Here is a 25,433-nt window from a genome sequence, read left to right as displayed (position 1 = left end):
CTATAATTCATTTTAATCTTTATTAACGGCGGCTGTGTGTCTATGACTGTTCAAACATTCGTAAACAAAAAGGCCAAGCAGCTGTGTTTTTATCTGAGGTCATTTTGGCAAGGAGAGCTTCCGGTCGAGGAAATCGAACTATTCTTTTGGGATAGTATGGAAGAGTGGGGCCAGATAGAGTACACATTTACCCAACCTTACACGTATAAGGAAAGGGTTTTTTGGCATTTGCTCCATCAAGTCCACTTTTGGCAAGAAGATAAGTTACGTTCAGATAAATATCTCGTCGATGAGTTAATGAACTGTATATTGTTCTTAGAAGGTAAAGGGCACTGCCCCATCGACTGTGTAGGTATCCGCCCCTAGCGGCGTTCTTTATTCGTTAATTTATCAGTGATTCAACCCTTTATTGCTCGTTTTCATTGAAACTCAAGCGTGATCATGGCTCAATACGAATGGATCACGCTTTGGCCATGGAACGCATTTGTTAGACTCTCTGAAAACTTATTACGACCGACGTTACCTCAGTATTTTTCTATTTGGCATTACCAGTGGTTTTCCATGGATTATGATTGGCTCAGTGCTATCGGCCTGGCTAAAAGATGAAGGCCTATCTCGGTCAGCCATTGGCTTGTTTGGTGCTATCTTTGCGGTCTATTCATTCAATTTTCTTTGGTCTCCTTTAATTGACCGCGTAAAACCTCGAATTCTTGGTCAGCGTCGAGGCTGGATTTTCATCATGCAAGGCGGCATAGCCCTGTGTTGTGCGTTAATGACACAATTATCAGCCAATAGTCACTTGTTTTATTTGGCAGTGGTGGGTTTACTCATCGCCATTTTTTCTTCTACTCAAGATATTGCGATAGATGGCTATCGAATTGATGTTATTGAAGAAAATGACAATGATGGTTTATCTGCTGCATCTTCCGTTGCCACCGCAGGATGGTGGACGGGCTATGGTGGACTTGGCGCCATTCCGTTTTTTATTGCGGACAATAGCAGCTGGTACTGGCCTGACATTTACGGTTTACTCGCCCTTTTCATGCTTGTGCTTATGGTTACCACGGTGTTTGCCAAAGAGCCAGACATAGATCGGGACCTATTGCGTAGCAAAGCGGTAGGGAGCCCAGCACAAAGCAATACAGGCGCAACGTCTTCTAAAATAGCGCTTTGGTTTAAAGAAACCTTAGTGGCCCCTTTTTCCGAGTTTTTCACACGCAATGGCGTAAAACTCGCTTTGTCGTTTTTACTGTTTATAATCTTGTTTAAAATTGGGGAAGCCTTCTTAGGAAGAATGAGTATCGTTTTTTACAAAGAAATTGGTTTTTCCAATAGCGATATCGGCACTTACTCAAAGCTGCTCAACTGGTGGGTAACCATTATCTTTTCTCTGATAGGTGGGTTGGTCAATATTCGCTATGGTATTTACAAAGGCCTAATGACTGCCGGCATAGCGATGGCGGCTTCTAACCTTATGTTCTCACTTATTGCCACTACAGGGCCTGACGTTACGCTTCTGGCCGCTGCGGTCATTATCGACGGTTTTACGGCTGCTTGGAGCACCGTGGCCATGGTCGCTTTTATTTCCCTTTTGTGTAATCGCGCCTTCAGTGCCACGCAATATGCCCTTATGGCATCGTTGAGCGTAGCGGGAAGAACCTTGGTGGCCTCTAGTAGTGGATTTGTAGTTGATTTCCTTGATGGTAACTGGAGCCAGTTCTTTGTTATTACTGCACTTATGGTTATACCTAGCTTGCTGTTCCTACACAATATTCGGCATAAAATTACACATTTGGAGAAATCTAAAACTTCTGAGTAATAACGTTGCAATAACTCATTTCCCATCTAAAGTTAAACTATTGTGCATATAAGCAATGATGAGGAGATGGATTCGTAAGATGATGACCTAAACGAGTCTTACAATAAGCTTTCACTTGATTGCAATATAGCCTATTAAGACGTAATAGCGGCCTTAGAGAAGTCCAGTAAAAGACAATAAATGGGTATAATAAGACCAAGAGTAAGCGTAGTAGCATGGAGTCGCTATGAGCAAGAATGAAGTACCGTTCAACGAAGCAAAGCATTGGCATCTATACATCGCTACAGGGTTCGCTGTAGTTATATTGTGTTTTTTTGCCTATCTATATCACTTTTTACACACCCATTACACGTTGTCGCAATCGCTAAATGCGAGCAATTCACTGCATCATGCACTCATTGAAATAGAAAGACGCATTGAGACACTTACTGCTCCACAACCTTCAGATGAAATAGCCGCTATCCAGAGGGAATTAATGCCCCTTGCCGTTGAAGCAAAGTACCATTTTCAACATGCTTTTTTAATCGACGATGCACATTTCGATGACTTTACTACGCAATCGCTAAGCCTAGAAACCTTTATCAGAGAGCAACAAAGAAGCACGTCGCTTACCCTTTCCGAGCAGGTTAAAGTCACCCTTAATTTACTACGCACCATTGTTGATTTACCCCCTAATGAAGTCGCGAACTATCTATCCCGCCCGCTTAGGCTTTCGCCACTCATCAAAGATATTCGGCGAGAAGAACAAATCACCTTAAATCGGCTAAGTCACAGTGCTCAGAATCTGAAGGTCAGCCTGTTCGTAACTACCGCCATGTTGGCACTTTCTCTTATGGCGCTGTGGTTATTTGTATCCTCAAAAATTAACCGAAATAGAACTCCCTTGCCTAAGAGCGAAGCGCGTGTTTCTTCGAAACATCGAGAAGCCGAAGCCTTACTTGAGAATGAAAAGCGCGATTTTCTAAACTTAATGAGCCACGAGTTTAGAGGGCCAATTAGTGCCATTATTACTGCGCTAGAACTTATTCCTAACATGAAACAGCAGCAAGGAAAGCTTATTCAACAAGCTGAGCAATCATGCTATCGGCTATTGAATTTAACAAACAACTTACTCGATATCTTGTCGATTGGCAGCGAACAAGATAAACACATCGATCGTGTTGACCTCATCAGCTTGCTCGACGAATGCATCGCCCCTTACTCCGTTCAGGTCAGAGGTAAAAAAGTCGAATTCACGATGCATTGCAATCATAGCGTGCCGCGTTTTATCGAAGGAGATGCCACTAACTTATCTAAAGTCATCCGTAACACGTTAGACAATGCCGTTAAGTTTACACCCAATGGCATTATCCACGTAGATATCACAACCCGGATTAAAAACAAAAAAGTATTTTTGGTCATAAAAGTTAAAGACTCAGGACTAGGCATTGCAGATGACATAAAGCCTAAAATTTTTGAGCGCTTTTTCCGTGGGGAACAGCCGCTAGATCACAGGTTCCCGGGTGCTGGCATTGGGCTCACCATCGTACAAAAAAGCATTGTTCAACTCGGTGGCAGCCTTTCGTTTACTAGCCAAGAGGGCATTGGCACTGAATTTGTTGCTAATATTCCTATTACGCCTTTGCCAGATAACGCCCCCCCACAACCTAATACCAGCAATGCACGCTTCGCCATTGTTGATGATTTAGAAATTTCTCGACTGCATATTCAAAACATTATTACGAGCGAAGGATTTTCCGCGCGTTGTTTTGCTTCAGGTTCAGACCTACTAAGCCTGCATGATGAGTTACTTCAATACACCGCCATTTTCGCCGACCTTTACATGCCGGGTATCGATGGCCTAGAGCTTACTCGAACACTTCATGCTATTTACGGAAAACGTACGCCACCTATTGTGGTGTTATCGGCTACACCGGATATTGCCAACGTTATTGCAAACAGTCAGCTTGAAGTATGGCAATCTTTTGTTAAGCCTGTAGATAAGAACCGTATTGTGGATACCCTTCACCACTTAGCGAAGCCTAACAAATCCGCCTATCAGCCAGTCAATCATGCCAAAATACTGGTGGTAGAAGATGAGCCGATAAACGCACAAATGCTGGAAAACATGCTGATATGCATGGGACACTCACCTAAGACAGTAAGCAATGGTAACGACGCCATCATTCTGGCCCGTGAAGAGCCTTACGACGCTATTTTGTTAGATATTAACTTGCATGATATAAGCGGTTTAGAGGTGGCAAAGATTATCAAAGAGAAAAAACCGAATATCCCCATTGTTGCTATTACGGCTAACGCACATAAAGACGATAGAAAGGCCTCTGAGCTTGCTGGTATTCGCTACCATTTGGTCAAGCCTGTTACCTTTCAAGAGTTGAAAAATACCTTAGGATTAACCCTGCTGAAATTATAAAGAGTAGACGCAGGGTTGTTGCTATAAACTTAGTACCAACTTAGCGTGAAGCGACCGGAAATGACGACGTAAATAGTAGCGTTAAACTTCAGCTAGCGGGCTAATACAGTATTTGTTTCGCCCACTTTCTTTAGCTTCGTAAAGCGCCTGATCGGCTTTTTCAAGCCAAGCCATGGAGCTTTTACTGTGAGGGTCGAACTCAGCTAAACCTAAACTCACCGTAAAAGTAATCTCTTCACCATCATGCTCTACCACCATACGCTCAGTTAAACGACGAATACGCTCAGCCACTATGACGGCTTTTTCAACTGAGGAATCAGTAAGAATAACGGCAAATTCTTCGCCGCCATAACGGCCCGCTAAATCAGTTTCCCTGACACAGCGCTTAATAAGGGCGGAAAGCATTTGAATAACTTTATCCCCTGCTTGATGACCATAAGTATCGTTCACTTTTTTAAAGTGATCGATATCTAACATCATAGCGGTGCTCGCCTTATCTTGGCGCTTTGCTAACTTATAAGATTGCTCCAAACGTTCCTGCCAGTATCGACGGTTGAATAACCCAGTTAAGCCATCAATTCGACTGGCTGTTTTTAACTCTTCATTCAGTCTTTCCATACCAATTTTGCTAAGCGCTTGGTCTGTTACGTCATAAACTACGATACAGAACTTCTCCACTTCACCGGATTCAGAAACTAAGGGAAACATAGTCACATTCTGATACATGTAACTGGCTTGGCAAGTAATAGGTCTATTACCGCCAAATTTAAATAAGTATTGGCGCTGTTCCCAAATAATGAATACGGGGCTTTTCAGATTAAAAACAGGGCCTGATTTAAGCCTTAACCATTTTTCATCAATCTCAGAAAAATGCCTAAACAACAAGGAGCCTTTAATATCGTGCGGTAAGATTGAAGAGTGGTTTTCCATAAATTTGTTCCACGCTTCAACTGTGAAATCTCTGTCTAACACGACAATACCCACTTCTATAGAGTCGAGCAGTTCAGCAGGTAAATTTCCGTTTTTGGTAAGTGAAATCATTATGAAGCTTCCTTTTCTACATCCACTAAACGACCATAAATATGGTTCATCGCTTCATCGGGAAACAGCAGTAATAAATCGAATGCAATATCTCTGGCTTTAATAGCGTAACCAATCTCAATTGCCATTACTTTACCCCACTTCTTAACGTTGTCGTTAAGTAACGCAGCAAGCCCCTGATGACGACCGAGCAATACGGGAAGCGTATGACTAAATGACACGTTTAATTGTTCAGACAGTCCATTTAGGCATGCGCCGATTAAAATGTTCGACACATCCATTAACGCTTCAAGCTCTAAGCTTCCAGTGGATTGGTGGGCATCATATTTTAATAACTCAACAATATTTTGCGAGTTAGTATCATTGAAGATAACCAACGCTTCACCACGAATTCCCGCACTGACGAAACCTTTTGACACCGCCGACACACAGTCGTTGCGATTTATCTCGGCGATAGCCATCGACAGTTCGTTACTTTCTAGCAAATTGACATTGGGAATAGGCAGGTGGACAAACTCGCCCATAAGCTGTGCTAGGCTTTCACCTGCCCGGCCCATAGCGATGTTAACCATTTCGCGATATGCATCTAGTTTGTCGTCCAACGACGACGCATCGGTGTCTCTTGCAACAGCTTCTCGCTGCACTGCAGTCGAAACACCACTATAAACACCATACGAGGCTAAAATGTTGGTGAGCTTTTCGTTATCGATAGGTTTACGAATGAAATCGATGGCACCTAAGGCCAACATTCGCTCTCGCGCTTGCGCTTGCACATCTCCCGATACCACGATAACTAAGCAAGGTAGGTCTTCTTTACGAATGGCTTCCATCGTTTCATAGCCATCCATGACAGGCATATTCAAGTCAAGAAAGACCACATCGCCTTTACCAGCACGTATAACCTCTAGGGCTTCTTGCCCATTGCCGGCAAATGAAATTTCTACATCCCAACCGTCTGGGATACTACGCGCCATTTGACGTCGTGCAAAGCCTGAATCATCACATATAAGAATAGGTGTAGACACAAAACCTCCTTATATTGCGACGGGTGCTTTTATGTGAGGGTGAGACTGATAGCCTTTAAGCGTAAAGTCCTCAAATGAAAAATCAAAAATATCTTTCACGCTTTCGTTTAATTCCATAACGGGCGGCGCGAAAGGCTCTCGGCTTAATTGCAGGTCAACTTGCTCTAGATGATTACTGTATAAATGCGCATCGCCTAATGTCAGAATGAAATCACCTGGTGCTAGGTCACATACTTGGGCGATCATCATGGTAAGTAAGGCATAGCTGGCAATATTAAAAGGTATACCTAAGAAAATATCACCGCTGCGTTGATATAACTGACAGCTCAATTTGCCATCAAGCACATAGAACTGAAACATGGTATGACAAGGCGGCAGCGCCTGCTTGCCCATACTCGCATTTTCACTTGGTGAATATTGCGTATCAGGCAGTACAGACGGATTCCATGCACTGACAATAAGACGGCGAGAATCTGGATTGGTTTTAATTTGTTCAATCACGTCAGCTATCTGATCGATAGTTGTGCCATCGCCATTGTCCCAACTGCGCCATTGCTTGCCGTATACCGGGCCTAATTCGCCATCTTCTGTTGCCCAACCATCCCAAATGCTCACGCCATTTTCTTTTAAATAAGCGATGTTACTTTCGCCTTTCAAGAACCATAGCAGTTCGTGAATAATGGATTTAAGGTGGCATTTTTTCGTGGTAACTAACGGAAAGCCTTGTTGTAAATCAAACCGCATTTGATAGCCAAATACACTTAACGTACCGGTTCCAGTGCGGTCTTCCTTTTTTACACCTGTATCACGTACATGGCGCATCAATGCGAGATATTCTTTCATCTTTCTTCTTATTTATTGTTTAGTTTGTTGCTGTTGGCGGGTGTAGGCTCGCACTATTAACCCTATGCCCAATGCAATCATAGGTAAACATAATAGCTGCCCCTGGCTTAGCCCCATTTGATACAAACCAATGTGAGCATCTGGCTCTCTAAAGTACTCCACGATAAATCGGAAACTCCCATAGCCAAGTAAAAAGACGCCACTTACCGCGCCAACCGGTCGAGGTTTAGCAGAATAAAGCCATAAAATAACAAACAATAATACGCCTTCCAAGGCAAATTCGTATAGCTGGGACGGATGGCGAGGTACATTACCGGCATTCGGAAAAATGATAGCCCAGGGCACATCAGTGGTACGGCCCCATAATTCAGCGTTAAGAAAATTTCCAATGCGCCCAGCGCCCAAACCAATTGGCACTAAGGGAGCAACAAAATCACCTAAACGTAAAAACGTGGTTTTCATTCGCTTAGCTTGCCACATCAAGGCCACTAATACGCCAATAAGTCCACCATGGAACGACATGCCACCTGCCCATATTTTAAACAAGTAGAGGGGGTTTTCTAAAAACATACCAAACTGATAGAAGAACACATAGCCTATGCGTCCACCTAAGATCACACCAACAAAGCTCCAGAACAATAAATCACTAAGTTGCTCTCGCGTCCATTCAGTTCGAGACAAGCGCTTTTGCGCTAACAAATACGCGGCGATAAAACCAACAAGGTACATCATGCCGTACCAACGGACACTTAATGGCCCGAGGCTAAAAATAATAGGGTCTATACTGGGAAAAACCAAATAACTGCTTTCAGCCATACGCTTAATTAATTCCTACAAACATTTTGATACTTACCAACACCAGCAAACACGCTAGCATTGCTTTTAAAACCCGAGTATTTACCCGCTGGCCCAACTTAGCGCCAACACCTGCGGTAAATATTGATGTAGTGACGATACCTGCCGTGGCTGGCAAATATACGTAACCTAAACTCCATTGTGGCATACCTGGTTGCTGCCAACCCGCAGCAACAAAACTGGCGGTGCCAAAAACCGCGATTAACAATCCACTAAATGCAGCGCAGCCAATCGCCAACCTTATATTAATTCTGAACCACACTAAGGCAGGCACTAACAAGGCACCACCACCAATGCCCATCAGTGCGCTAATTAAACCTGTGCCACTACCAACGCAACTTAGCACCCATGGAGATGCTTCACTGTCTGATGTTTTCTGCTTACCAAATATCATTTGTGCAGCAATAATAATCACCAAAATTGCAAAAATGTCTTTTAACAGTGCACCAGAAATATGACTGGCAATTTGTGCCCCTAAGATAGCACCTATGGCTATGCCCAACCCAGTATAAATCACCGTTGGTTTATGGATATTACCTAAGCGGTAGTGTGCGAACGCAGACGACATGCCGGTAAATATGATGGTAGAAAGTGAGGTAGCAATGGCCACTGGCATCACTGTCTCAACGGTCATACCAGCAAAGTGAATCAGTAAATAAGAGAGTACAGGAACGATGATAAGACCACCACCTATACCTAACATACCTGCTAATAAACCGACGACCACGCCAAGGGCTAAGCAGCTCACAAAAATGATGGTTAACGGTTCCATTCAACATCCTTTATCACACAGCAGAATCTAGCATTTACATTGCTAGAGCCATGTCTAATTTTACGCACCTGCCCGTATTAACCCACCTAAGCCTTTTGTCTCTAAATATTCGTTTAAATGTCCGAATACTTGTTCATGGCTTTGCGACGTTAACGCGAGAGAAAGAAGCTGTTTGCTTTCTGCCAGCGACACCTTACGAATAAGCCAATTAATTTTTCGAATGTTGAACGCATTCATACTTAAACGTCGATACCCCATGCCCATTAATAAAATGGCACCTGCTGGTTCACCGGCAATCTCGCCACAAATGGTAACAGGGATCTGGTTCTCGTTTGATTGCTGCACAATATCGTAGAGTGCAGCTAGTACCGCCGGATGGTAACTGTTGTACAGCCCCGCCACACGGGTATTGTTTCTGTCTACGGCCAACAAATATTGCGTTAAATCGTTACTGCCCACCGAGAAAAAATCCACGTGTTTCGCAAGTTGAGGCAGTTGATACAACACCGAGGGCACTTCTAACATAATACCTAACTTAGGCCGCTGAAGTGTTTCACTCGACTCGCAAACCTCGTCACATATCTCAAAGTAAGCCTGGTTAACTAAGCGCTTGGCTTCTTGCACTTCTGCCACCGTGGATATCATCGGTAGCATAATGCGTAAGTTTTTAAGCCCGATACTGGCTCTTAGCATCGCTCGAACTTGTACCAAAAATATCTCAGGGTGATCGAGTGTTAATCGTATGCCCCGCCACCCTAAGAATGGATTCTCTTCATTGATGGGAAAATAAGGAAGAGGTTTATCCCCCCCAACATCAAGCGTACGCATGGTAATAGGTAAATCGGGTGCAGATTCTAAAATTTGTCGGTAAAGCTCGACTTGCTCTTGCTCAGATGGAAAACGCTCCCGCAGCATAAAGGGAATTTCAGTACGGTACAGGCCAATACCCGAGCCAATATGGCCAGCATTTAGCTCGGCTTCGGCTGACAATCCCGCATTGATATACAACGACATGCGGCAGCCATCTACGCTTTCACAAGGCTGCCCAGCTTCAGCGTCTATACGCTCTGTTATCGCAGACTCTTCTTCAATAAGCTGAATAAATTCAGTTTTGATGTTCCGCTCTGGGGAAACAATGACTTCGCCAGCATAACCATCGAGTAAAAGCTCTTTACCTTCAAGCAGTGCAGGAGACACATTCTGACACCCCATTACTGCTGGCACCCCCATTGCCCTTGCTAGAATAGCGGCATGAGAGTTATTCGACCCACGTATAGAAATAATGCCTTTGAGCTTTTCTCTTGGAAATTCAGCCAGCATAGTTGCCGATACTTCATCTGCCACCAAAATACTGTCTTCGGTAGCGAGTTTTTCTACCAGCTTTTGCCCTTGGCCTTCGGTAAGAATGTTGGCCAGTATGCGATCGGAAAGGTCAACAATATCAATGGCACGCTCTTGCATGTAAGGGTCGTCCATGGCGCGAAACCGCGCGGCATACCCATCGACTACCATTTTAAGTGACGACGCGGCATCCCACCCTTGCCTGATTTTCTCTTCTACTTCACGACCTAAACTATTGGCATCTAGCAAATGGTGGTAAAGCTGAAATATAGATTTAACGTCATCAGGAATATCATCATCTAAACTTTTCGATAAACCATCTACATGTTGGCGCGTGACTTCCACGCCTTTACGGTAGGTTTGTATTTCGTCGTTTGGATTTTTACTGCGTTTAACAACCCAGTTTTTTAGGTTAAGTGATTTATCGGGTGAGAAGCCTTTACCGATAGCTAACCCGGGCGACCCCGCAATACCAGAGACATTTTTTTGTAGGGCAATACTGTTCACACTGGCAGTATTGTTCAGTGCACCGCGCATATCAGCATTGGTAATTTCAAGTGCAAGTTGCGCCGCTAGGGTAACTAAGAACGCTTCTTCGTCTTCACTGAAACGGCGCATTTCACTTTGTTGTAGGGTTATGACACCTAACACTTTACGCTGGTGAATAATGGGCGTACCCAAAAATGCGTTATAATTTTCTTCTTTAACTTCAGGATAGTGTTTGAATCGAGGGTGATGCTGGGCGTTTACAATGTTAAGCGGTTCTTCACGCTGACCGACTAGACCAATTAAGCCTTCAGAAAAGCCAATATGAACTTGCTCTACTGCATCAGGGTGCAGACCATCGGTGGCCTTAAGAATAAAGGTTTGTTTCTCGTAATCGGCAAGATAAATAGAGCATGAGTCTACATCCAGCGTTTGCTTAACGCGAGATGCCAGACGAAACAAGGCAGTATCAAGCGCAGGAATTTGATTCATTTCCTGCACAATACGTTTAAGCGTGGTTAACATTGCGCCTTTGTGACCCTTAGTGTCCAATCGCTACTCCCTATACTTTCCTCGTTCGCCTAGCCTCGTCTTCGCTTTTTACCGCGCTTTTGCGACGACGTATTATGACGCTGTTGTGGGCGCTGTTGAGCAGCCATGACAACAGGGGAAAATTCCTTCATAACCCGGCGGTATACGTCTCGCTTGAACGACACGACATTTCTAATTGGATACCAATAGCTCACCCAACGCCAATCATCAAATTCTGGGTGCCCTGTTTTCAATACATTCACGTCCCGCTCATTACAGTCAAGCTGCAGCAGGAACCACTTTTGTTTTTGGCCTATACAGACCGGATTACTTCCCTGACGAATTAATCGCTTAGGTAGCTTATATCTAAGCCAGTTACGTGTAACACTTAAAATGGTGACATCTTTCGGTGTCAGCCCCACCTCTTCGTGCAGCTCGCGGTACATAGCTTGTTCGGCAGATTCCCCTTCATCAATTCCGCCTTGAGGGAACTGCCATGAATGTTGACCATAACGCCTTGCCCAAAATATTTGACCCATTTTGTTGCAAATCACTATGCCCACATTCGCACGGAATCCATCGGCATCTATCACATAGACTCCCGGGCACACTATACTTTTATATCTCTGCATTCTTCCATAATATATACACCATTCAAAGCATTAATCGAAATTCATGCTTTCCTTATAGAAAATTACTGAGCTTAACTATGCGTCCACCCGACTCTCCACCTGAAAATTCAACCACATTATTAGCGCGCTGTGATGCGATTGCGGGCTTAACCTTAGGGGAATTAGCAGCCATGGCTGACGTTGCCATACCAGAAAATTTACAGCGTCATAAAGGGTGGCCTGGCATGCTGATTGAGCGTTGGCTAGGTGCCAGTGCCGGCTCTAAGCCTCAACAAGACTTCCCAGAATTAGGCATTGAGCTTAAAACTATTCCCATTGATGCCAACTTTATGCCCCTTGAAACCACCTATGTTTGCTACGCCCCCTTGTTGATGCAGCCAGGATTAACATGGGAAACAAGTAATGTGCGCAATAAAATTCAACAAGTGCTGTGGTTACCTATCGAAGGAGACAGACGTATTCCATTGGCACAGCGCAGAGTAGCCAGTGCTTTTTATTGGCAGCCCAGTGAGCATGAAAATGCCATGTTACAGCAAGACTGGGAAGAGCTCACAGAGCAAATTCTAACGGGGCATGTGGAATCAATTACCTCTCGCCAAGGCGAGGCATTACACCTTCGCCCTAAAGCCGCCAGCGGCAAGATCTTAACTGATGCTTTAGGTCCGCAAGGTGAACGAATTAAAACTCGCCCTCGAGGGTTCTACTTGCGTAAAACCTTTACCCAGCAAGTGCTTTATAACGCATTTAGCTAATATGACCTTGAGCATGGCGTTGTAGCTTGGAGTAAGTTGGGTAAGTTGAGTAAGTAAAATTCTACTGAACTAGCTTGTCTCTTCGCTGTTGCGTAGATGTTTCACTAACACATCACCTAGAAACTTATCAGAGTTTAGACCTAAGCGTTTTGCTACTTTCGCTATTTTTGCATCACTTCGCAGTAGCACATTTTTGGCGTAGTCTAGCCGGTACTGATACACAAAGCCGCGGAAGTTCTTCTTTAGTTCTTGGTGTAAAGCAATAGCCAGCGTAGTGGGATCTACTCCCGCCTCTTCGCTAAAGCCTTTTAGTGTTAGCCCGAGTTTTTTGTAGTTTTTACCATCAATCATGGTTCGCTTAGCTTGGCCAATAACCGCTCGTATTTCAGCCGGCTTTACCACGCCTTCGTCCAGTCGCTCGTAATCTAACGGTGACGGTGACGTAGTCCTGGGAAAAGTAAGGCTGAATAACACCACAAGTAGAGAAACGCCAAGGGCCATATGGTGTAGGCTTTCCCAATAAGGCACGATAAAAAAGCCAAAGGTAGCAGCAGTCACCAGTAAAATACTGGCAAACGCCACTACAACCGTGTTTGCCATTACGCTGGCAAGCCTTGGTACGCGAAACTCTTGAACGTCAGCCGCCTGCTCAGGTAAATGTCTATGGTACATTTGAATGTGTTCAGTGATGAGAATGCCAATGAGCAGCACGCAGAACCCCGTGGTTAAAGAGGCCAAATAAGCAGGCCAAAGCATTAATGGCTCACCGCTTGGAGAGGCTTCGAGCCACTGTAGTTTGGCTTCAGTCGGAATTAGTAAAATCGTTAGTTGCAACACGGCCATTACCCAAAAAGGCACCCACAATCGTGAGCGCTTAGATGGATAAGCCAACAACATAGGCTTTACCATTCTATAGCTACACGTCATCATCAGCACCGCAAAGACGTCTGACAGCCCATAAAGAGGCGCCAGTTGGGTTAACTGCCACAACCGCATCCATTCATCTAACATGAAAATGGGCCAGCAGAGAATTGCAGCCGCTAGCCAAGGGTTTTTAAATATACGGTGACGATAATAAACAAACCTTACTACCACAATAAAATAGAAGAACAGCGCCGCATAAAGGGCGTAGTTGTACACAATATCTGCTTTCACCTTACTGCATCCTTGTTCGCGATTTACCTAATAGCATTACCAGTAAATATCTCGTTCTAATGCAACTGCGCGGGTTCGCTCCATCACTTTGACGAGCACGGTAAGCTTGCTGCTTGTCCATTTGCTAAGTTCATCTTGCGTTTCTAATTCTGAATCTTGTACTGCTTGGCGAAGCATAAGCAACGCATTAAGCTCTTCAATACCGGTTAACAAATCTAACCAAGGTGCTCTGAAATTGCCCCGCTCTTCTACAAATAAATCGCCGAGTAAAAAACCACTCCACAAGGTTTGTCGAAGCACGATCTCTACTAGCGTATAGTTTGCAGGCCCCATGGTTTTATTGGCAGGCATACTTTGCTGCACCGTTTGCCACCCCTGAGATAACCATCCTTTGGCATGATCTAAAACCAGCAAATCATACCCTGTGGCTTCTCTACGCCATGGCTTCGCGTTGATTAAATCGATAGCTTGTAACTTAATATCGGTAGCCATGCTATCGAAAAACAAACTCGCGGGATCATGGGCATGCAATAGCCCAGCTTTACGCCCCTGCAAGTAGCTGACTATAGCGGGGTGTTTGCTCAACGTTTTGTGAAACAAACTTTTTTTAGACAATAAATACCGCAAGCTTTGTAAATCGTCCTGCCATGCCCATTGCTGCGCATAAGCAATTAGCTTTTTGTGTAACGCGAGCATTTCAGGGCATTGTAGTACCGGCAAATACAAAGACACGCTTTGTAAAAGCAAACGTACGCTTTTGGCCACTTCAGCTAAAGTTTTGATAGAGCCACTTTCAATAAACACGTGTTCATGGTGCTGCCAATGGGCTAAAGCCAATTGAAGTGCATTTGAAAAGGCTTCTTCGGTAGACGACTTTGGATTGAGCGCTAAAAAATCGGGCAAGGGTTTTACTTTGGCGTTAAAACCATGCAGTAACTGATACCCCTGCGCTGCTTTAGACACATCGCTTAGCCTGACATCCATACACGAGTTGATGTGTGTAGCTAATATAAACAGACTGTCTAGGTCACCGTTTTGCAGTTCGAGCTCAATTTCGTTGATGGGCGAACTGGCTTTATCGGTAGCCGCTTCGCCAAAATCGAGTACCACCTCTACACGGCTCTTCTCCACCTCTAGAATATAAGCATGACGGGTAAAGTGGGTACTAAACTGCTTTTCCAATTTACTATTCATGCTGGGAATATTCCAGCTAGAAGGCCATACTGAATTATCAAACAGGGTTAAGTCGGGTTCAGGCGAATCAAGATCAATATTGTATTCTGCACGTTGATGTAAACCACCACTGACTTTCCCATTGGTTTTTAAGGTTTGCTCGTAGCTGCCATTATTGCCGCGTACACGAAACCCCATCTTACTTTCTTGAAAATCATGATTGACGGTATCGTAATAATCGTTTTCAAGCCGAAGTTCGGTGTGAGAAATTAGGGTGATATTATTCTTTTCAAAAAGCGGAAGTACGCGGTCTTTAAATGCTTGATGCGCACCATCTTGAGTAACAAATTTTAGTTCAATTTCAGACATATTTGCGCAGTGGCACACGAGGTAATGTTGCAACCTTACCTGTCTCCAAACTAATTCGCAATGACACTGTTAACTGGTTGCGATGAAATTAACCAGTAGACAAAAGTGGAACAAACTTGCCTTTATCGCGGTCAACCAATACCATCTGATTGTTTTAGACGAGTATTTGGACTACCTATGATTCGAAAGTGGTTAGCAGTTGCCCTTTTTGCATGCTCTTGCCAAGCGCTGGCTCTTCAAGAGAGCGATACGCTAGAAGCGTCGTCGTCGCACTATATTCGCGATGATTTATTTATTTTCCTACACACGGGACCAGGCCGGAACTACCGTATTCTCGGGTCTGTAGAGGCAGGCACCCCGATTACTGTGATAGACCGTGATGCTGATGCTGAGTTTACGCAAGTAACCGATAATGAAGGCCGTAAAGGGTGGGTTGAATCAAAGTTTGTTAGTACAGAAATGTCGCAAGCGGAGAAACTCCCTATGCTAAGTGAGCAATTGGCACAAAGCCAAACCAGCTTACAAACTGCACAGCGGGAGAATGCGAACCTGCGCCAGCAGCTTAATGAAGCCCGCCAGCAAATCACGCAACTTACCACTGACACTGAACAGCAAAGCAACGATATTCAACGCTTAAGTGCACAAGTAGAAAGTGCCGATAAAGATGAATTGGTCACCTGGTTCACCCGTGGCGGTATGGTAGCCGGTATCGGTATTATACTAGGTGTTTTGATTACCTATATGCCTAAAAAGCGTAATCGCAGTAAAGAGTGGATGTAATTTATTGCGAGCACTCGCGATAACGCTGGTACTAAAAATGTAAATAAAGAAGAAGCGGCTTTAAAAGCCGCTTTTTTATTTCAGGACGAAACATCATGCACGCAAAAGCAAATTCATTTTTTAAGTATCTGGATCATTCGGTTCATGTAATTCGAGTTTAACGTGATACCCACTAGGCACAGCGCCCGCTTCAAATTCCCACTCTAACTTCTCTGTTAGCTTGGTAATTAATTTAAGTCCTAGGCCGTAACCTGTATCGTCTAGCTCTGGTTTGTGAAACATAGCATCATCAGCATTGTCTACACCGCCCACTCGCTCATGATTTTCTACCGTTAATGTATTGCCCTGTAAATTAATTTTCACCACACCGCAGTCGGTATGCTGAAAGGCATTACGAATAACATTGCCAATAATTATTCTACTGGCCGTATCAGGAAGGAACATTTCGGTACTCGGTACGATTAACTCGACCTCCACCGACTTTCCTTTTAATAAATAACTAAGATCGTCACAAAGCTGTCGCACCATTTCTGACACATCTACATTGTGATAAGGCAACGCTTGGTCGTTATCGCGGGCAAGCCAAAGTAAGGTTTCAGTTAAATCCGTCATGGTTTTCGACGCATTATCAATACGTGCCAATGCGTTTACTCTTTTACTGTTGGTAGTCGGCATATGCGATTGTTGCTGTTCTTTTGATAACACCCGTTGCAAGAGTTCGGTGCTACTACGTATCACCGCTATCGGGGTACGTAGTTCATGGCTAGCATGGTTCACGAAGGTGCGCTCTCGCTCCAGCGTTTTCCTGACACTTTGCAAACTGTTGTGAATGAGAGAAGCAAGTACATTAAGTTCTTGATATCTAAATGTTGGAATAGGCGCATCAAGTTGCTTTTCATCCAGCCCAGCAGCCCACTGTTGAAGTGTTTCAACGGGCCTGGTTACGCTGCGCATAATCAATAGCAAGCTGGCGGCGAAAATACCCAGCGCCGCTAATCCAATAAAAATACTCACCAATTCATGACTTAGCCATACAGGCCCTTTACCCCTCCCCCGTGGCCCACTAAACATTTGTGAAACATACCGTATTTCGCCATTATCTAGTGGCACCATTACTAGGAATCGTGCCGCATAAGGTCGCGTAAAAAACCAATCTCTTTTAAGGTCTTTTTCAAGCTGGTAGGGAATGAGCTTTTTACTTGAAAATGATTCAAGAATTTCATTTGGCTGCTGATCAAATTGAGCGCTAATGTAGAAGTTCAAAACGCTTTGTGGTGAGCTTTCAGATATGTCTGTGGTCGTGGCGACACGCACCATGGTGTGGCGCAACATACCGTCCATACCTTGGAAAAACCGATCTGAAGAAAATATAGAGAATAAGGTTATCAACACACCGCCGACGGCCAACAACGTCCATAAAACGTATCGTCGTAAACTTAGATGCAAGCCTTTAACCATGGTCTGCATCCTCGGCTAGGTAAAAACCACTATTGGGCTTACTTAATACTGAAATAGAGGCGTTCGCATGCTCTAATGCTTTGCGTAAATGATGCATATGCACTTTTAGCACATTGCTTTCAGGCACACTGTCCTTCCATGCTGCTTCTATCAGGCGTTCACGGCTCACTACTTCACCTTTCGCCAACATCAATTTTTTAAGTAAGGCGTAGGTAATTGGGCTTAGCTTGATATCGTTGCTACCAGCCTGTGCTTCTTGCCCGTTTATTTTCAAGGTTACGTTTCCCATCGCCACCTGATTCACTTGCGCCGAACGACGACCCGCTAAGGCGGTAACTCGTGCGACTAATTCTGCCATAGCAAACGGTTTCACCAGATAATCGTCGGCACCTTTTTGAAAGCCTGCAAGCTTATCTTCAAGCTGATCACGGGCTGTCAGCATGATAACGGGGGTGTCATTTCCATCATTACGCATGCGTTCGCACACGCTCAACCCATCCAATCGAGGCAAATTAATATCAAGTACTAACACATCGTATTGATGTTGATTGATTAGCTGCAAGGCTGCCACGCCGTTGCTGGCATGGTCGCATTGCATATCTTCTAGTTCTAAGTAGTCAAGAACGTTACCGGCTAACCCGATATCATCTTCAACCAGCAACACCCGAATCATCTCTTCCACCTTCTTAACCCGCCACCTGCATGGCGGCATTTTTGGTTTTACTACCAAATCGTGCTACATCTTCATAAATTAACAGCAATGCGGGGATTAATACTAATGTAATGGCGGTGGCAAACAAAATACCATAACCCAGTGATGCGGCGGCTGGTATTAGAAATTGTGCCTGAATAGAGGTTTCACCCAATATTGGGTACAGCCCTAAGAAGGTGGTGATAGACGTGAGTAATACCGCCCGAAGACGACTTGAACAGGCTTCAACCACAGCATCTTGCACCCGCATACCCGCTTCTTTCAATGCATTATAGCGTGACACCAATAGCAAGCTGTCGTTTACCACCACACCGCTTAATGCCAAAATACCATTGAGCGACAAAATGCTGAGCATTAAACCATTACTCCAATGCCCTAATACTGCACCAACAATGCCAAATGGAATGGCGGTCATAATAATCAGCGGCTGAATGTAAGACTTAAGCGGAATAGCCAGCAAAGCATATATAGAGATTAACGCTAATATAAATACGCTTTCCATGGAGCTTTGCGTTTCTTCTTGCTGTTCTGCTTCACCAGCAAAATGCAGTGATAAATCTTGGTACTGGCGAGATAGTGTTGGAACAAAGTTTTCGTTTAGATAGTTCACTAGTTCAGTGGCGGTTATTACATCGCTATCTACTGACGCACTAACAGTGAGTGCACGTAGCCCGTCTATACGCACGACTTGCTTTTGCTGAACAGCTGGCGTCATAGTGGCAATAACACTTAACGGTACTACCGTTCCATCATCTAAACGAACACGAGTATTCATTACATCCGATGGGTCCATTCGGTCTTCTTCTGGGTAACGCACACGCACTTTCACTTCGTTTTTGTTACGTAGGTAACGCTGAACAATTTCGCCGCCAAACGCTTTCAACAACTGTTGTGATAAGCTTTGGGTATCCATTCCAATGGCACGCCCTTCGGGGGTAAGTTCAAAACGCATCATGGCTTCACCTGGCGTTAACGAACTTTCCACGCCGAAGACACCGTCTATCTCTTCTAATGCTTCTTGGAACGCTGTATTTGCAGCGGTTAACGTGGCGTCATCAATACTTTTCAGCTCTACACGAAACGCATCTACCATTTCCCGCCTAGCCTGTATTTTAAGCTTTTTCACGGCCTCTAAGTTTCCACTTAGCGCAGTCCAACGGGCGGCTAATTCATCTAAGGTGTAAGGCTGCTTTTCGGCTAATGATATGGTGATAGTACCACTTTGATCGCCACTTGCAGTTACCTGCAAACTCTTCATACCACTTTCACCAACGCCCTTTTCTTCCATCAATTGTTTATCGGCTTCAATCGCTGCGCGCTCTAAACGTAATAAATTTCGCTCAGTTTGACCAAAACTAGCATCGCTATACAAAGACATATTGGCCGATACCGTATCGCCCTGCATACTTGGAAAAAAGCCTACTCTAACCGCGCCGGTTAACGGCAAACTCATCACCACAATAAATAATGTGATGAACAGCAACACCGCGGCATAGCGATAAGTAATCGTCGCGCTTAGCGCGGGTTGATAAAGTTTTTCGTTAAACCAATTTAACCCATTATCCGCTCCGCCCTGCACTTTTCCCCATAACCCGGCAATGCCCTTTTTGCCCGTTTTTTTAGTGGGAAGGTGTGCTAAGTGGGAAGGTAAAATAAGTTTAGATTCCACTACTGACAGTAAAAGGCAAAGCGTAACAATGGTGCCAAACTGCGAGTACAAGGTACCCAAACCACCTGATACGTTCGACAATGCAAAAAAGGTAGCCACTGTGGTTAACACGCCAAATATGGTGGGCACCGCTACTTTACGGGTTCCTTCAATGGTGTTCGCCAAGGTGTCGCCGTATCGTTGCCGTGTGGAATAAACGCTCTCGCCCACCACTACGGCATCGTCCACCACAATCCCCAACGCCATAATGAAGCCAAAGGTGGTCATCTCATTAAGGGTCATACCGGTATACGAATCGGTCATGAAGTACAAAGTACCGAAGAAGATAAATGGCAAACCTGCCGCCACCCAAAAAGCGACACGCAAATTAAGAAATACTGCCAAGGTGATAAAAACCAGCACGATCCCCATCAAGGCATTGCTGGTTAACAAGTCTAAACGTTCGGTAATAAGCGTACTTCTGTCATACCAGGTTTCTAGCTGCACGCCTTCGGGCAATAAGCCACGCTCGTGCCAGTTATCAACTACGGCATGCGCCTGTGCAACCATGTCAGTCACATCGCCGTATTTATCCATGAGAACTTGCAGGCCATAACCATTTTGACCGTTATACCTCGCTAAAGAATAACTATCGTCGGCGAATGTGTCGGTAACTTCTGCCACGTCACCTACGGTTAACACGGTTCCGTCGTCTGAGGTAACAAGGGGGATCTTGGCAAAATCACCCGCGTAATAAGCTTGTTCTGACGCTTTTAAGCGAATAACCTTCTCTTCGTTACGTAGGCTTGTGGTTAACGCGGTAGAAGACTCTTCGTTTATTCGCGAAGCCACATCAGATAAGGTTAAGCCGTACGCTTGTAGCTTGGCTTCATCTATTTCTATCGACATCATCGGGTCGATAAAACTGCCCGCATTAACATCTCGAATATCGTTTTGAGCCAACAAATCTCGCTCTAATTGCTCTCCTAAATACTGTAATTCGGCATGGCTGGCATTACCGAAAAGCTGCACCCAAATTACGTGTTCGTCACGAGTTGCTTTATCAATAATGGCGTTTTCGGCATCAGAAGGTAAGTTTGAAATACTGTCGACTTCGGTTTTTATGTCGTTGAACAATGTATCTAAATCGTAGTCTGTTTCTTTTTCTACCTGAACACTGGCGCCATTCGAATTAGACGTAGAGGTAATGCGCTTAATTCCCGGCACGGCTTCTAGTGCATTTTCGATTTTTATCGCAATGCCTTCTTCAGCTTGCTCGGCATCACCACTTTCGTAAGTCATAGAAATAGTGACAAACCTAGGCTCCATGCTAGGAAAGGCTTCTTTTCTAATGTCGCCGTAAGACACCAAGCCCAACACGATAAGACCAACCATCAAAAGGTTGGCGGCAACTGAATTTTGCGCAAACCATGCAATAATGCCTTTATGATTATTCATTGCCACTCCCGTCTATTACGGGCTTCACTGGCGTATTCACAAGGTAGTTATTCAATGGCCGCGCTACAATTAAGGCCTCGGAAGTCGAAGCATTGGGCTCAATGTAGGCGTAACCTTCATACTCAAAAAGTACGGTCGGGGTGAATTTATTGAGTAAGTTTGTATCTGGTACAACAAACCATACTTCTTGTTTTTGAGATATTGCCGAAGAGGGGATCTTCCATACATTGTCTAGCTCACGCCCTTCTATTTCGGCCGCTAAAAATGTACCGAAATATAAAGGACTAGAGAGCATAAGCGGGCTCTCTACCACGGCAATAGCGCGGCGCTGTCGGGTATCTTCGTCTTGGTGAAGCTCTATACGTTCAATAGTTGCCTGCCAGTGGTGCTCACCTGTGGTATCGGTTAACGACACGTCCCAACCTGGCTTTTCACCCACCTTTGCTTGCGGTAACTGCGCCCATTGGCTCGGAGAAAGTGGGATGGATATTTCAGCCACATCGATGGAATACAACTCGGCCACTTGTGTGCCAATTTGTACATAGCTTCCAGGTTGAATGCTGCGGCTCACGACCAATGCATTAAATGGCGTACTAATATGTGAAAACGCTAAATCCCGCTTTGCAGCTGCTACGTTTTGCTCGGCTTCACGTAATGCAGCTTGGGCCGATTTGAGCTGTGGCGCGCGCAAAACTAACGCTGACTCAGGCTCACCAGTTAGGCCTGAACGCGTCCATTCATCTTGCGCCTGAATACCTTGAAGTCGTTCCTCTTCAAGGGCTACGTAGGCAGTTTCATAAGTGGCTTCTGCGGCGGCTAACGCTTGGCTATAGTCAGTTTCATCTATATAAGCCAATACTTCGTTTTGCTTCAATAAAGCACCGGTTTCAAAACGTGGCGACAAAGACGTTATTTGTCCGCTTACCTGCGCGGATAACGTTAGCATATGAATGGCTGCTGCCTGTCCATAGCCTTTTACTTTTGCACTGTACGTAGTTGGAAATATTTTAACTACGCCTACTTCAGCTATATCTGCGGCAGTGCTTGTTGTTCCTTGAGCTTGTTGCTGCCCTGAACGTTTTGCCATACCTTGATTTGGGTTAGACATTGCGCGCGGGCCAGGTTTGCCCGACTGAGGTCCACCCGCCGTTTCCATACCCTTTCGGCTAATTTTGTCGCTAGTTGGTTTTTCTGCACGTTGACTATCGGCCTGCTCAATCACGTTTTCGGCGTTAGCATTTCTAGGGCCATTGGCTCCTTTAGATCCTGGCCCCGGACGACCACCGCCTAGTTGGCTCATGGTATAAACTACGGCGATGACAATAGTCATAGCAGCAGCAAGGGTTACGATAATTTTTTTCTTGTTCATAGTGACACTCCAAGGCCTAGCGCAAGACCTAAGTCGATACGATTACTTAATTGAGAATATTGAAGCTCGACGCGCTGCGCCTGCAAATTGAAGGTAGTGTCGTAAACCGACAGTAAATCTAAAATATCCACCAAGCCTTGGCGATACTGCCCCGAAAATGTGTCGGCGCTACTTAAGGCATTCTGATAGGCGATATTTGTGTAGTACTGGCGCTGGCTGAGCGCTTTTTCATTGTCTAATGCGTCTTGTACTTCTTGCACAGCCGTTAGTAAGGTTTCACGATATTCCCACCAGCTATTCAGCGCGGTTAATTCAGCATCATCGATTTGTGCTCGTAAGGCCCCGCCTTGAAATAGGGGCGCGGTTACCTGCCCCAATAAATTCCACAATGGGTTAGTAAATAATGATTGAGAAGGCGAAGTGCCAGTGTCAGTAAGACCTGCTGATAAATTAATACTGGGTAAAAGTGCTTTGTATGCCACTTTTACGTTGGCTTCACTGGCCTTTATTCCGAAATAAGCCGCTTGTAAATCTGGGCGTCTTGCTAAATCTTGTTCGGGTAAAGAAATTAAAGGCTCAAGTACCTCTGGAAATTCGCTGACTAAGGGAAAGTCTGACAAGGATTGCTCTTGGCGACCTAGCAATACGGCCAATGTGCGCTTCGCGACACTAATGCTGTTTTCATACAAAGCGATAGAGGCGCGGGTTGTTGCACTACTCGTCTTCGCGTTGTCTAAATCGTCTAATGTACCTAGCCCTGTGCGATAACGCTTAAGTATAATACTTTCGCTATTTTCATAAACGCGCAAACGTTCTTTTTCAATCGCAAGCAGTTGCTGCTGTGTAATAATATCTAAAAAACTTCGAATGACACTAGCTGCCAGTGCATCGCGAGAAGACTGATAAGCAGAACGTGCGCTGGCAGCATCAAAACTGGCAGCGTCCACGCTATCGCTAATTTTCTGCCATAAGTCCAACTCCCAACTTACGGTTAGCCCTGCAGTATAGCTTTCATTACTACCTTCAATTTTACTGCCTGAAAAGCTCGCATCAAGATTTAGGTTGTCTGCTGAATCTGCCGACTTTATCGCCACCTGTGCTTTTCGCAGCGTGATAAGGGTTTGCTGCAAGCTGGCATTATTTTCAAGTGCTTCATTTAAATAGCCTTGCAGACCTTGCACCGATACCAAGTTCGTTAGTGACGTTGCCGTTGCCGCTTCACTTGATTGTGCTTGCCAAGCAATATCGTCACCTGTCATTTCAGAGGCCGACTCGCTCAGCGAGGGCGTATCATGACTGGCACACGCACTTAAGCCAATCAGAAGCGCTATGGCCATTGGCATGAGTGATTTTTTACCTAACCCGTTCATAAGAATTCTTTTATTACCTATCCTGAACACAGGATGACATAACGAGGGTTAAGGCAGGGTTAACGCAATATTCACGGTAATAAAAACTCAACTTATGAACAATAATCTGAGTTAGGATGTAATGAGACGTACTGAATTTTTTAAGTTTTGATAGGAAATGGACTAATGCATAACTCATGTAAAATTGTGCCCCTCGCAGTCGCTATCGCATTAGCGGGTTGTTATGGCGATCAATCTGATGCCCAGTCAGATGGCAAACTTGGTTCAGAGCCTGAGTCAAAGCTTAGCGCCGTGAATCAAGAGGCGAGAGAAGGCAATACGTCAGCATTTAACAACGCTTCTTTAGTAACACCAGTAACTACTGTTGACTGTACTTTAGAAGATGGGAGTAGCAGTGCGTGCATGCAAATTACGGTTAAGCACGTACCTGACGATTTGGAAATTGGCCCTTTTTGCCCAACAACCCTAGATGATGAAGGCGGCGTATGGGGATGGACTGGCGAAAACGCGGGTACCTATCGAATAAATGCTTCATTTTTAAAGATGCTAAATGAACTGGGCTATCATTTTTATGATGATGACGGCTCTGTACATGTGGTTGATACCCTTATGTCAGCGCCAGAAGAAGACAATACCTGCATTAATGTTGCCTTAGATGACTCGGTGACCATGACGATGTTAATCCCTACCGAGCCAAAGAAAGCGGCCTCGGCTACTCACTTAGATACGGTAGCAAAGGTTGGCGTTGGTTTAGACGGTGTACCTATTTTTGCCGATGCGCCCAGCATTCAAGAGACAGGCCACATGCCTGCGCTTGACGCCTGTGGTGGACATGTCGATCCTGGCGGTTATTACCATTGGCACGCCACAGCTAGTGACATAGATACCGCGTTCGCGACCGAAGGGGTAACCGCCGATTGTCACGTTCATCAAGATAGCTCAGCACAGTTTGGCTATGCGTTCGATGGTTACCCTATTTTAGGCAGTACTGACAACACCCACATTCAACCTGAAGATTTAGATGAATGTAATGGCCATACGGGTGCGTTAAAAGAAGGTGAGGCAGCGCAATATCACTATCATGCATCGACCGAATTTCCCAATCTACCGACATGTTTGGTCGGCGTACCGGCCGCAGATAATTTTTCTACTACTGCCAAGATAGGTATTGGCTCTGTCCGTCCTGAAGGACAAGAAGGCCCGCAAGCAGGTCATCAGCAAGGACCTCAATCAGGCAGAATGCCACCAGGTTTTGGTGAGGCGGCTGAGGCTTTAGGGATAAGTGAGCAAGCCCTAATGGAGGCGCTGAAAGCAAATGGCGGAAGAAACGCCGACTTATCTGCGGTAGCGGCCGACCTTGGCGTAAGTGAAGCCGACCTAAAAGCGGCATTGCCCAAACCTCCCAAGCGCTAAGGGCGTTTGTTGATACAA

General features: G+C 44.9%; 20 protein-coding genes. 6 read left to right on the top strand and 14 right to left on the bottom strand.

Annotation, left to right across the window (positions count from 1 at the left end):
- Positions 1-42 precede the first annotated feature (42 nt).
- The 3 genes from FLAVO9R_RS02825 to FLAVO9R_RS02815 all read left to right on the top strand — a co-directional run bounded on the left by FLAVO9R_RS02825 (position 43) and on the right by FLAVO9R_RS02815 (position 4,232).
- Positions 43-366: a hypothetical protein gene (locus tag FLAVO9R_RS02825; protein WP_159528586.1), complete on the top strand. Its 324-nt coding sequence runs from the start codon at positions 43-45 to the stop codon at positions 364-366.
- A gap of 118 nt (positions 367-484) precedes the next feature.
- The gene (locus FLAVO9R_RS02820; RefSeq protein ID WP_159528584.1) at positions 485-1,819 is read left to right on the top strand and encodes an AmpG family muropeptide MFS transporter; all 1,335 of its coding nucleotides are present in this window, start codon (positions 485-487) and stop codon (positions 1,817-1,819) included.
- Positions 1,820-2,045: 226 nt separating this feature from the next.
- Positions 2,046-4,232, top strand: coding sequence for a response regulator (locus FLAVO9R_RS02815; protein WP_159528582.1), 2,187 nt, complete (start codon positions 2,046-2,048; stop codon positions 4,230-4,232).
- 81 nt (positions 4,233-4,313) lie between these two features.
- On the opposite strand, the gene FLAVO9R_RS02810 is transcribed toward FLAVO9R_RS02815, so the two are convergent.
- The 7 genes from FLAVO9R_RS02810 to rppH are packed head-to-tail and all read right to left on the bottom strand — an operon-like array spanning position 4,314 to position 11,719.
- On the bottom strand, positions 4,314-5,273 hold the full coding sequence (locus tag FLAVO9R_RS02810; RefSeq protein WP_159528580.1) for a sensor domain-containing diguanylate cyclase: 960 nt from the start codon (positions 5,271-5,273) through the stop codon (positions 4,314-4,316).
- Positions 5,273-6,298, bottom strand: a complete 1,026-nt coding sequence (locus tag FLAVO9R_RS02805; RefSeq protein ID WP_159528578.1) for a response regulator — start codon at positions 6,296-6,298, stop codon at positions 5,273-5,275. Before FLAVO9R_RS02805 ends, FLAVO9R_RS02810 begins: the two co-directional genes overlap by 1 nt.
- A gap of 9 nt (positions 6,299-6,307) precedes the next feature.
- Positions 6,308-7,141, bottom strand: coding sequence for a thymidylate synthase (locus tag FLAVO9R_RS02800; RefSeq protein WP_159528576.1), 834 nt, complete (start codon positions 7,139-7,141; stop codon positions 6,308-6,310).
- Between the two features lie 12 nt (positions 7,142-7,153).
- Positions 7,154-7,957: a prolipoprotein diacylglyceryl transferase gene (gene lgt, locus FLAVO9R_RS02795; protein WP_159528574.1), complete on the bottom strand. Its 804-nt coding sequence runs from the start codon at positions 7,955-7,957 to the stop codon at positions 7,154-7,156.
- Between the two features lie 4 nt (positions 7,958-7,961).
- Positions 7,962-8,768, bottom strand: a complete 807-nt coding sequence (locus FLAVO9R_RS02790) for a sulfite exporter TauE/SafE family protein (RefSeq protein ID WP_159528572.1) — start codon at positions 8,766-8,768, stop codon at positions 7,962-7,964.
- 60 nt (positions 8,769-8,828) lie between these two features.
- Positions 8,829-11,120, bottom strand: coding sequence for a phosphoenolpyruvate--protein phosphotransferase (ptsP, locus tag FLAVO9R_RS02785; protein ID WP_159534349.1), 2,292 nt, complete (start codon positions 11,118-11,120; stop codon positions 8,829-8,831).
- Positions 11,121-11,176: 56 nt separating this feature from the next.
- On the bottom strand, positions 11,177-11,719 hold the full coding sequence (gene rppH, locus FLAVO9R_RS02780; RefSeq protein WP_041453052.1) for an RNA pyrophosphohydrolase: 543 nt from the start codon (positions 11,717-11,719) through the stop codon (positions 11,177-11,179).
- Between the two features lie 116 nt (positions 11,720-11,835).
- Between rppH and mutH the strand changes: the two genes are divergently transcribed.
- Positions 11,836-12,510, top strand: a complete 675-nt coding sequence (gene mutH, locus FLAVO9R_RS02775; RefSeq protein ID WP_159528570.1) for a DNA mismatch repair endonuclease MutH — start codon at positions 11,836-11,838, stop codon at positions 12,508-12,510.
- A 69-nt stretch (positions 12,511-12,579) separates the two neighbouring features.
- On the opposite strand, the gene FLAVO9R_RS02770 is transcribed toward mutH, so the two are convergent.
- Both FLAVO9R_RS02770 and FLAVO9R_RS02765 read right to left on the bottom strand, forming a co-directional pair.
- Positions 12,580-13,665, bottom strand: coding sequence for a helix-turn-helix domain-containing protein (locus FLAVO9R_RS02770; protein WP_159528568.1), 1,086 nt, complete (start codon positions 13,663-13,665; stop codon positions 12,580-12,582).
- Between the two features lie 36 nt (positions 13,666-13,701).
- Positions 13,702-15,207, bottom strand: coding sequence for a CYTH domain-containing protein (locus FLAVO9R_RS02765; RefSeq protein WP_159528566.1), 1,506 nt, complete (start codon positions 15,205-15,207; stop codon positions 13,702-13,704).
- Positions 15,208-15,384: 177 nt separating this feature from the next.
- Between FLAVO9R_RS02765 and FLAVO9R_RS02760 the strand changes: the two genes are divergently transcribed.
- Positions 15,385-15,987 carry a TIGR04211 family SH3 domain-containing protein gene (locus tag FLAVO9R_RS02760; RefSeq protein WP_201299236.1) on the top strand — a complete coding sequence of 201 codons (603 nt, stop codon included), beginning with the start codon at positions 15,385-15,387 and terminating at the stop codon, positions 15,985-15,987.
- A gap of 120 nt (positions 15,988-16,107) precedes the next feature.
- Here FLAVO9R_RS02760 and FLAVO9R_RS02755 read toward each other — a convergent pair whose 3' ends face one another.
- From FLAVO9R_RS02755 to FLAVO9R_RS02735, 5 genes are read right to left on the bottom strand one after another with little or no spacing between them, the layout of a single operon-like run.
- Entirely contained in the window at positions 16,108-17,445 is a 1,338-nt protein-coding gene (locus FLAVO9R_RS02755) for a sensor histidine kinase (protein ID WP_159528564.1), read from the bottom strand.
- Positions 17,438-18,118, bottom strand: coding sequence for a response regulator transcription factor (locus tag FLAVO9R_RS02750; protein WP_159528562.1), 681 nt, complete (start codon positions 18,116-18,118; stop codon positions 17,438-17,440). Before FLAVO9R_RS02750 ends, FLAVO9R_RS02755 begins: the two co-directional genes overlap by 8 nt.
- A gap of 13 nt (positions 18,119-18,131) precedes the next feature.
- Positions 18,132-21,263 carry an efflux RND transporter permease subunit gene (locus FLAVO9R_RS02745; RefSeq protein ID WP_159528560.1) on the bottom strand — a complete coding sequence of 1,044 codons (3,132 nt, stop codon included), beginning with the start codon at positions 21,261-21,263 and terminating at the stop codon, positions 18,132-18,134.
- Positions 21,256-22,632 carry an efflux RND transporter periplasmic adaptor subunit gene (locus tag FLAVO9R_RS02740; RefSeq protein ID WP_159528558.1) on the bottom strand — a complete coding sequence of 459 codons (1,377 nt, stop codon included), beginning with the start codon at positions 22,630-22,632 and terminating at the stop codon, positions 21,256-21,258. The genes FLAVO9R_RS02745 and FLAVO9R_RS02740 overlap by 8 nt, the downstream gene beginning before the upstream one ends.
- Positions 22,629-24,002, bottom strand: coding sequence for a TolC family protein (locus FLAVO9R_RS02735; RefSeq protein WP_159528556.1), 1,374 nt, complete (start codon positions 24,000-24,002; stop codon positions 22,629-22,631). The genes FLAVO9R_RS02740 and FLAVO9R_RS02735 overlap by 4 nt, the downstream gene beginning before the upstream one ends.
- 165 nt (positions 24,003-24,167) lie before the next feature.
- Here FLAVO9R_RS02735 and FLAVO9R_RS02730 point away from each other — a divergent pair, with 165 nt between their 5' ends.
- Positions 24,168-25,415 carry a YHYH protein gene (locus FLAVO9R_RS02730; RefSeq protein ID WP_159528554.1) on the top strand — a complete coding sequence of 416 codons (1,248 nt, stop codon included), beginning with the start codon at positions 24,168-24,170 and terminating at the stop codon, positions 25,413-25,415.
- The last annotated feature ends 18 nt before the right edge of the window (positions 25,416-25,433 follow it).

Origin of the sequence: Alteromonas sp. 38 (assembly GCF_902506055.1) — a bacterium.
In the GTDB taxonomy this organism is placed as follows: domain Bacteria; phylum Pseudomonadota; class Gammaproteobacteria; order Enterobacterales; family Alteromonadaceae; genus Alteromonas; species Alteromonas lipotrueae.
The sequence above is the reverse complement of the archived record's forward strand: the minus strand, read 5'-3'. Positions and strand labels throughout refer to the sequence as shown.

Coding starts and splice junctions, on each gene's coding strand:
- FLAVO9R_RS02825 (WP_159528586.1), top strand. CDS start 43: ATGACTGTTCAAACATTCGTAAACAAAAAGGCCAAGCAGCTGTGTTTT.
- FLAVO9R_RS02815 (WP_159528582.1), top strand. CDS start 2,046: ATGAGCAAGAATGAAGTACCGTTCAACGAAGCAAAGCATTGGCATCTA.
- FLAVO9R_RS02810 (WP_159528580.1), bottom strand. CDS start 5,273: ATGATTTCACTTACCAAAAACGGAAATTTACCTGCTGAACTGCTCGAC.
- FLAVO9R_RS02800 (WP_159528576.1), bottom strand. CDS start 7,141: ATGAAAGAATATCTCGCATTGATGCGCCATGTACGTGATACAGGTGTA.
- lgt (WP_159528574.1), bottom strand. CDS start 7,957: ATGGCTGAAAGCAGTTATTTGGTTTTTCCCAGTATAGACCCTATTATT.
- FLAVO9R_RS02790 (WP_159528572.1), bottom strand. CDS start 8,768: ATGGAACCGTTAACCATCATTTTTGTGAGCTGCTTAGCCCTTGGCGTG.
- ptsP (WP_159534349.1), bottom strand. CDS start 11,120: ATGTTAACCACGCTTAAACGTATTGTGCAGGAAATGAATCAAATTCCT.
- mutH (WP_159528570.1), top strand. CDS start 11,836: ATGCGTCCACCCGACTCTCCACCTGAAAATTCAACCACATTATTAGCG.
- FLAVO9R_RS02765 (WP_159528566.1), bottom strand. CDS start 15,207: ATGTCTGAAATTGAACTAAAATTTGTTACTCAAGATGGTGCGCATCAA.
- FLAVO9R_RS02760 (WP_201299236.1), top strand. CDS start 15,385: ATGATTCGAAAGTGGTTAGCAGTTGCCCTTTTTGCATGCTCTTGCCAA.
- FLAVO9R_RS02755 (WP_159528564.1), bottom strand. CDS start 17,445: ATGGTTAAAGGCTTGCATCTAAGTTTACGACGATACGTTTTATGGACG.
- FLAVO9R_RS02750 (WP_159528562.1), bottom strand. CDS start 18,118: ATGATTCGGGTGTTGCTGGTTGAAGATGATATCGGGTTAGCCGGTAAC.
- FLAVO9R_RS02745 (WP_159528560.1), bottom strand. CDS start 21,263: ATGAATAATCATAAAGGCATTATTGCATGGTTTGCGCAAAATTCAGTT.
- FLAVO9R_RS02740 (WP_159528558.1), bottom strand. CDS start 22,632: ATGAACAAGAAAAAAATTATCGTAACCCTTGCTGCTGCTATGACTATT.
- FLAVO9R_RS02735 (WP_159528556.1), bottom strand. CDS start 24,002: ATGAACGGGTTAGGTAAAAAATCACTCATGCCAATGGCCATAGCGCTT.
- FLAVO9R_RS02730 (WP_159528554.1), top strand. CDS start 24,168: ATGCATAACTCATGTAAAATTGTGCCCCTCGCAGTCGCTATCGCATTA.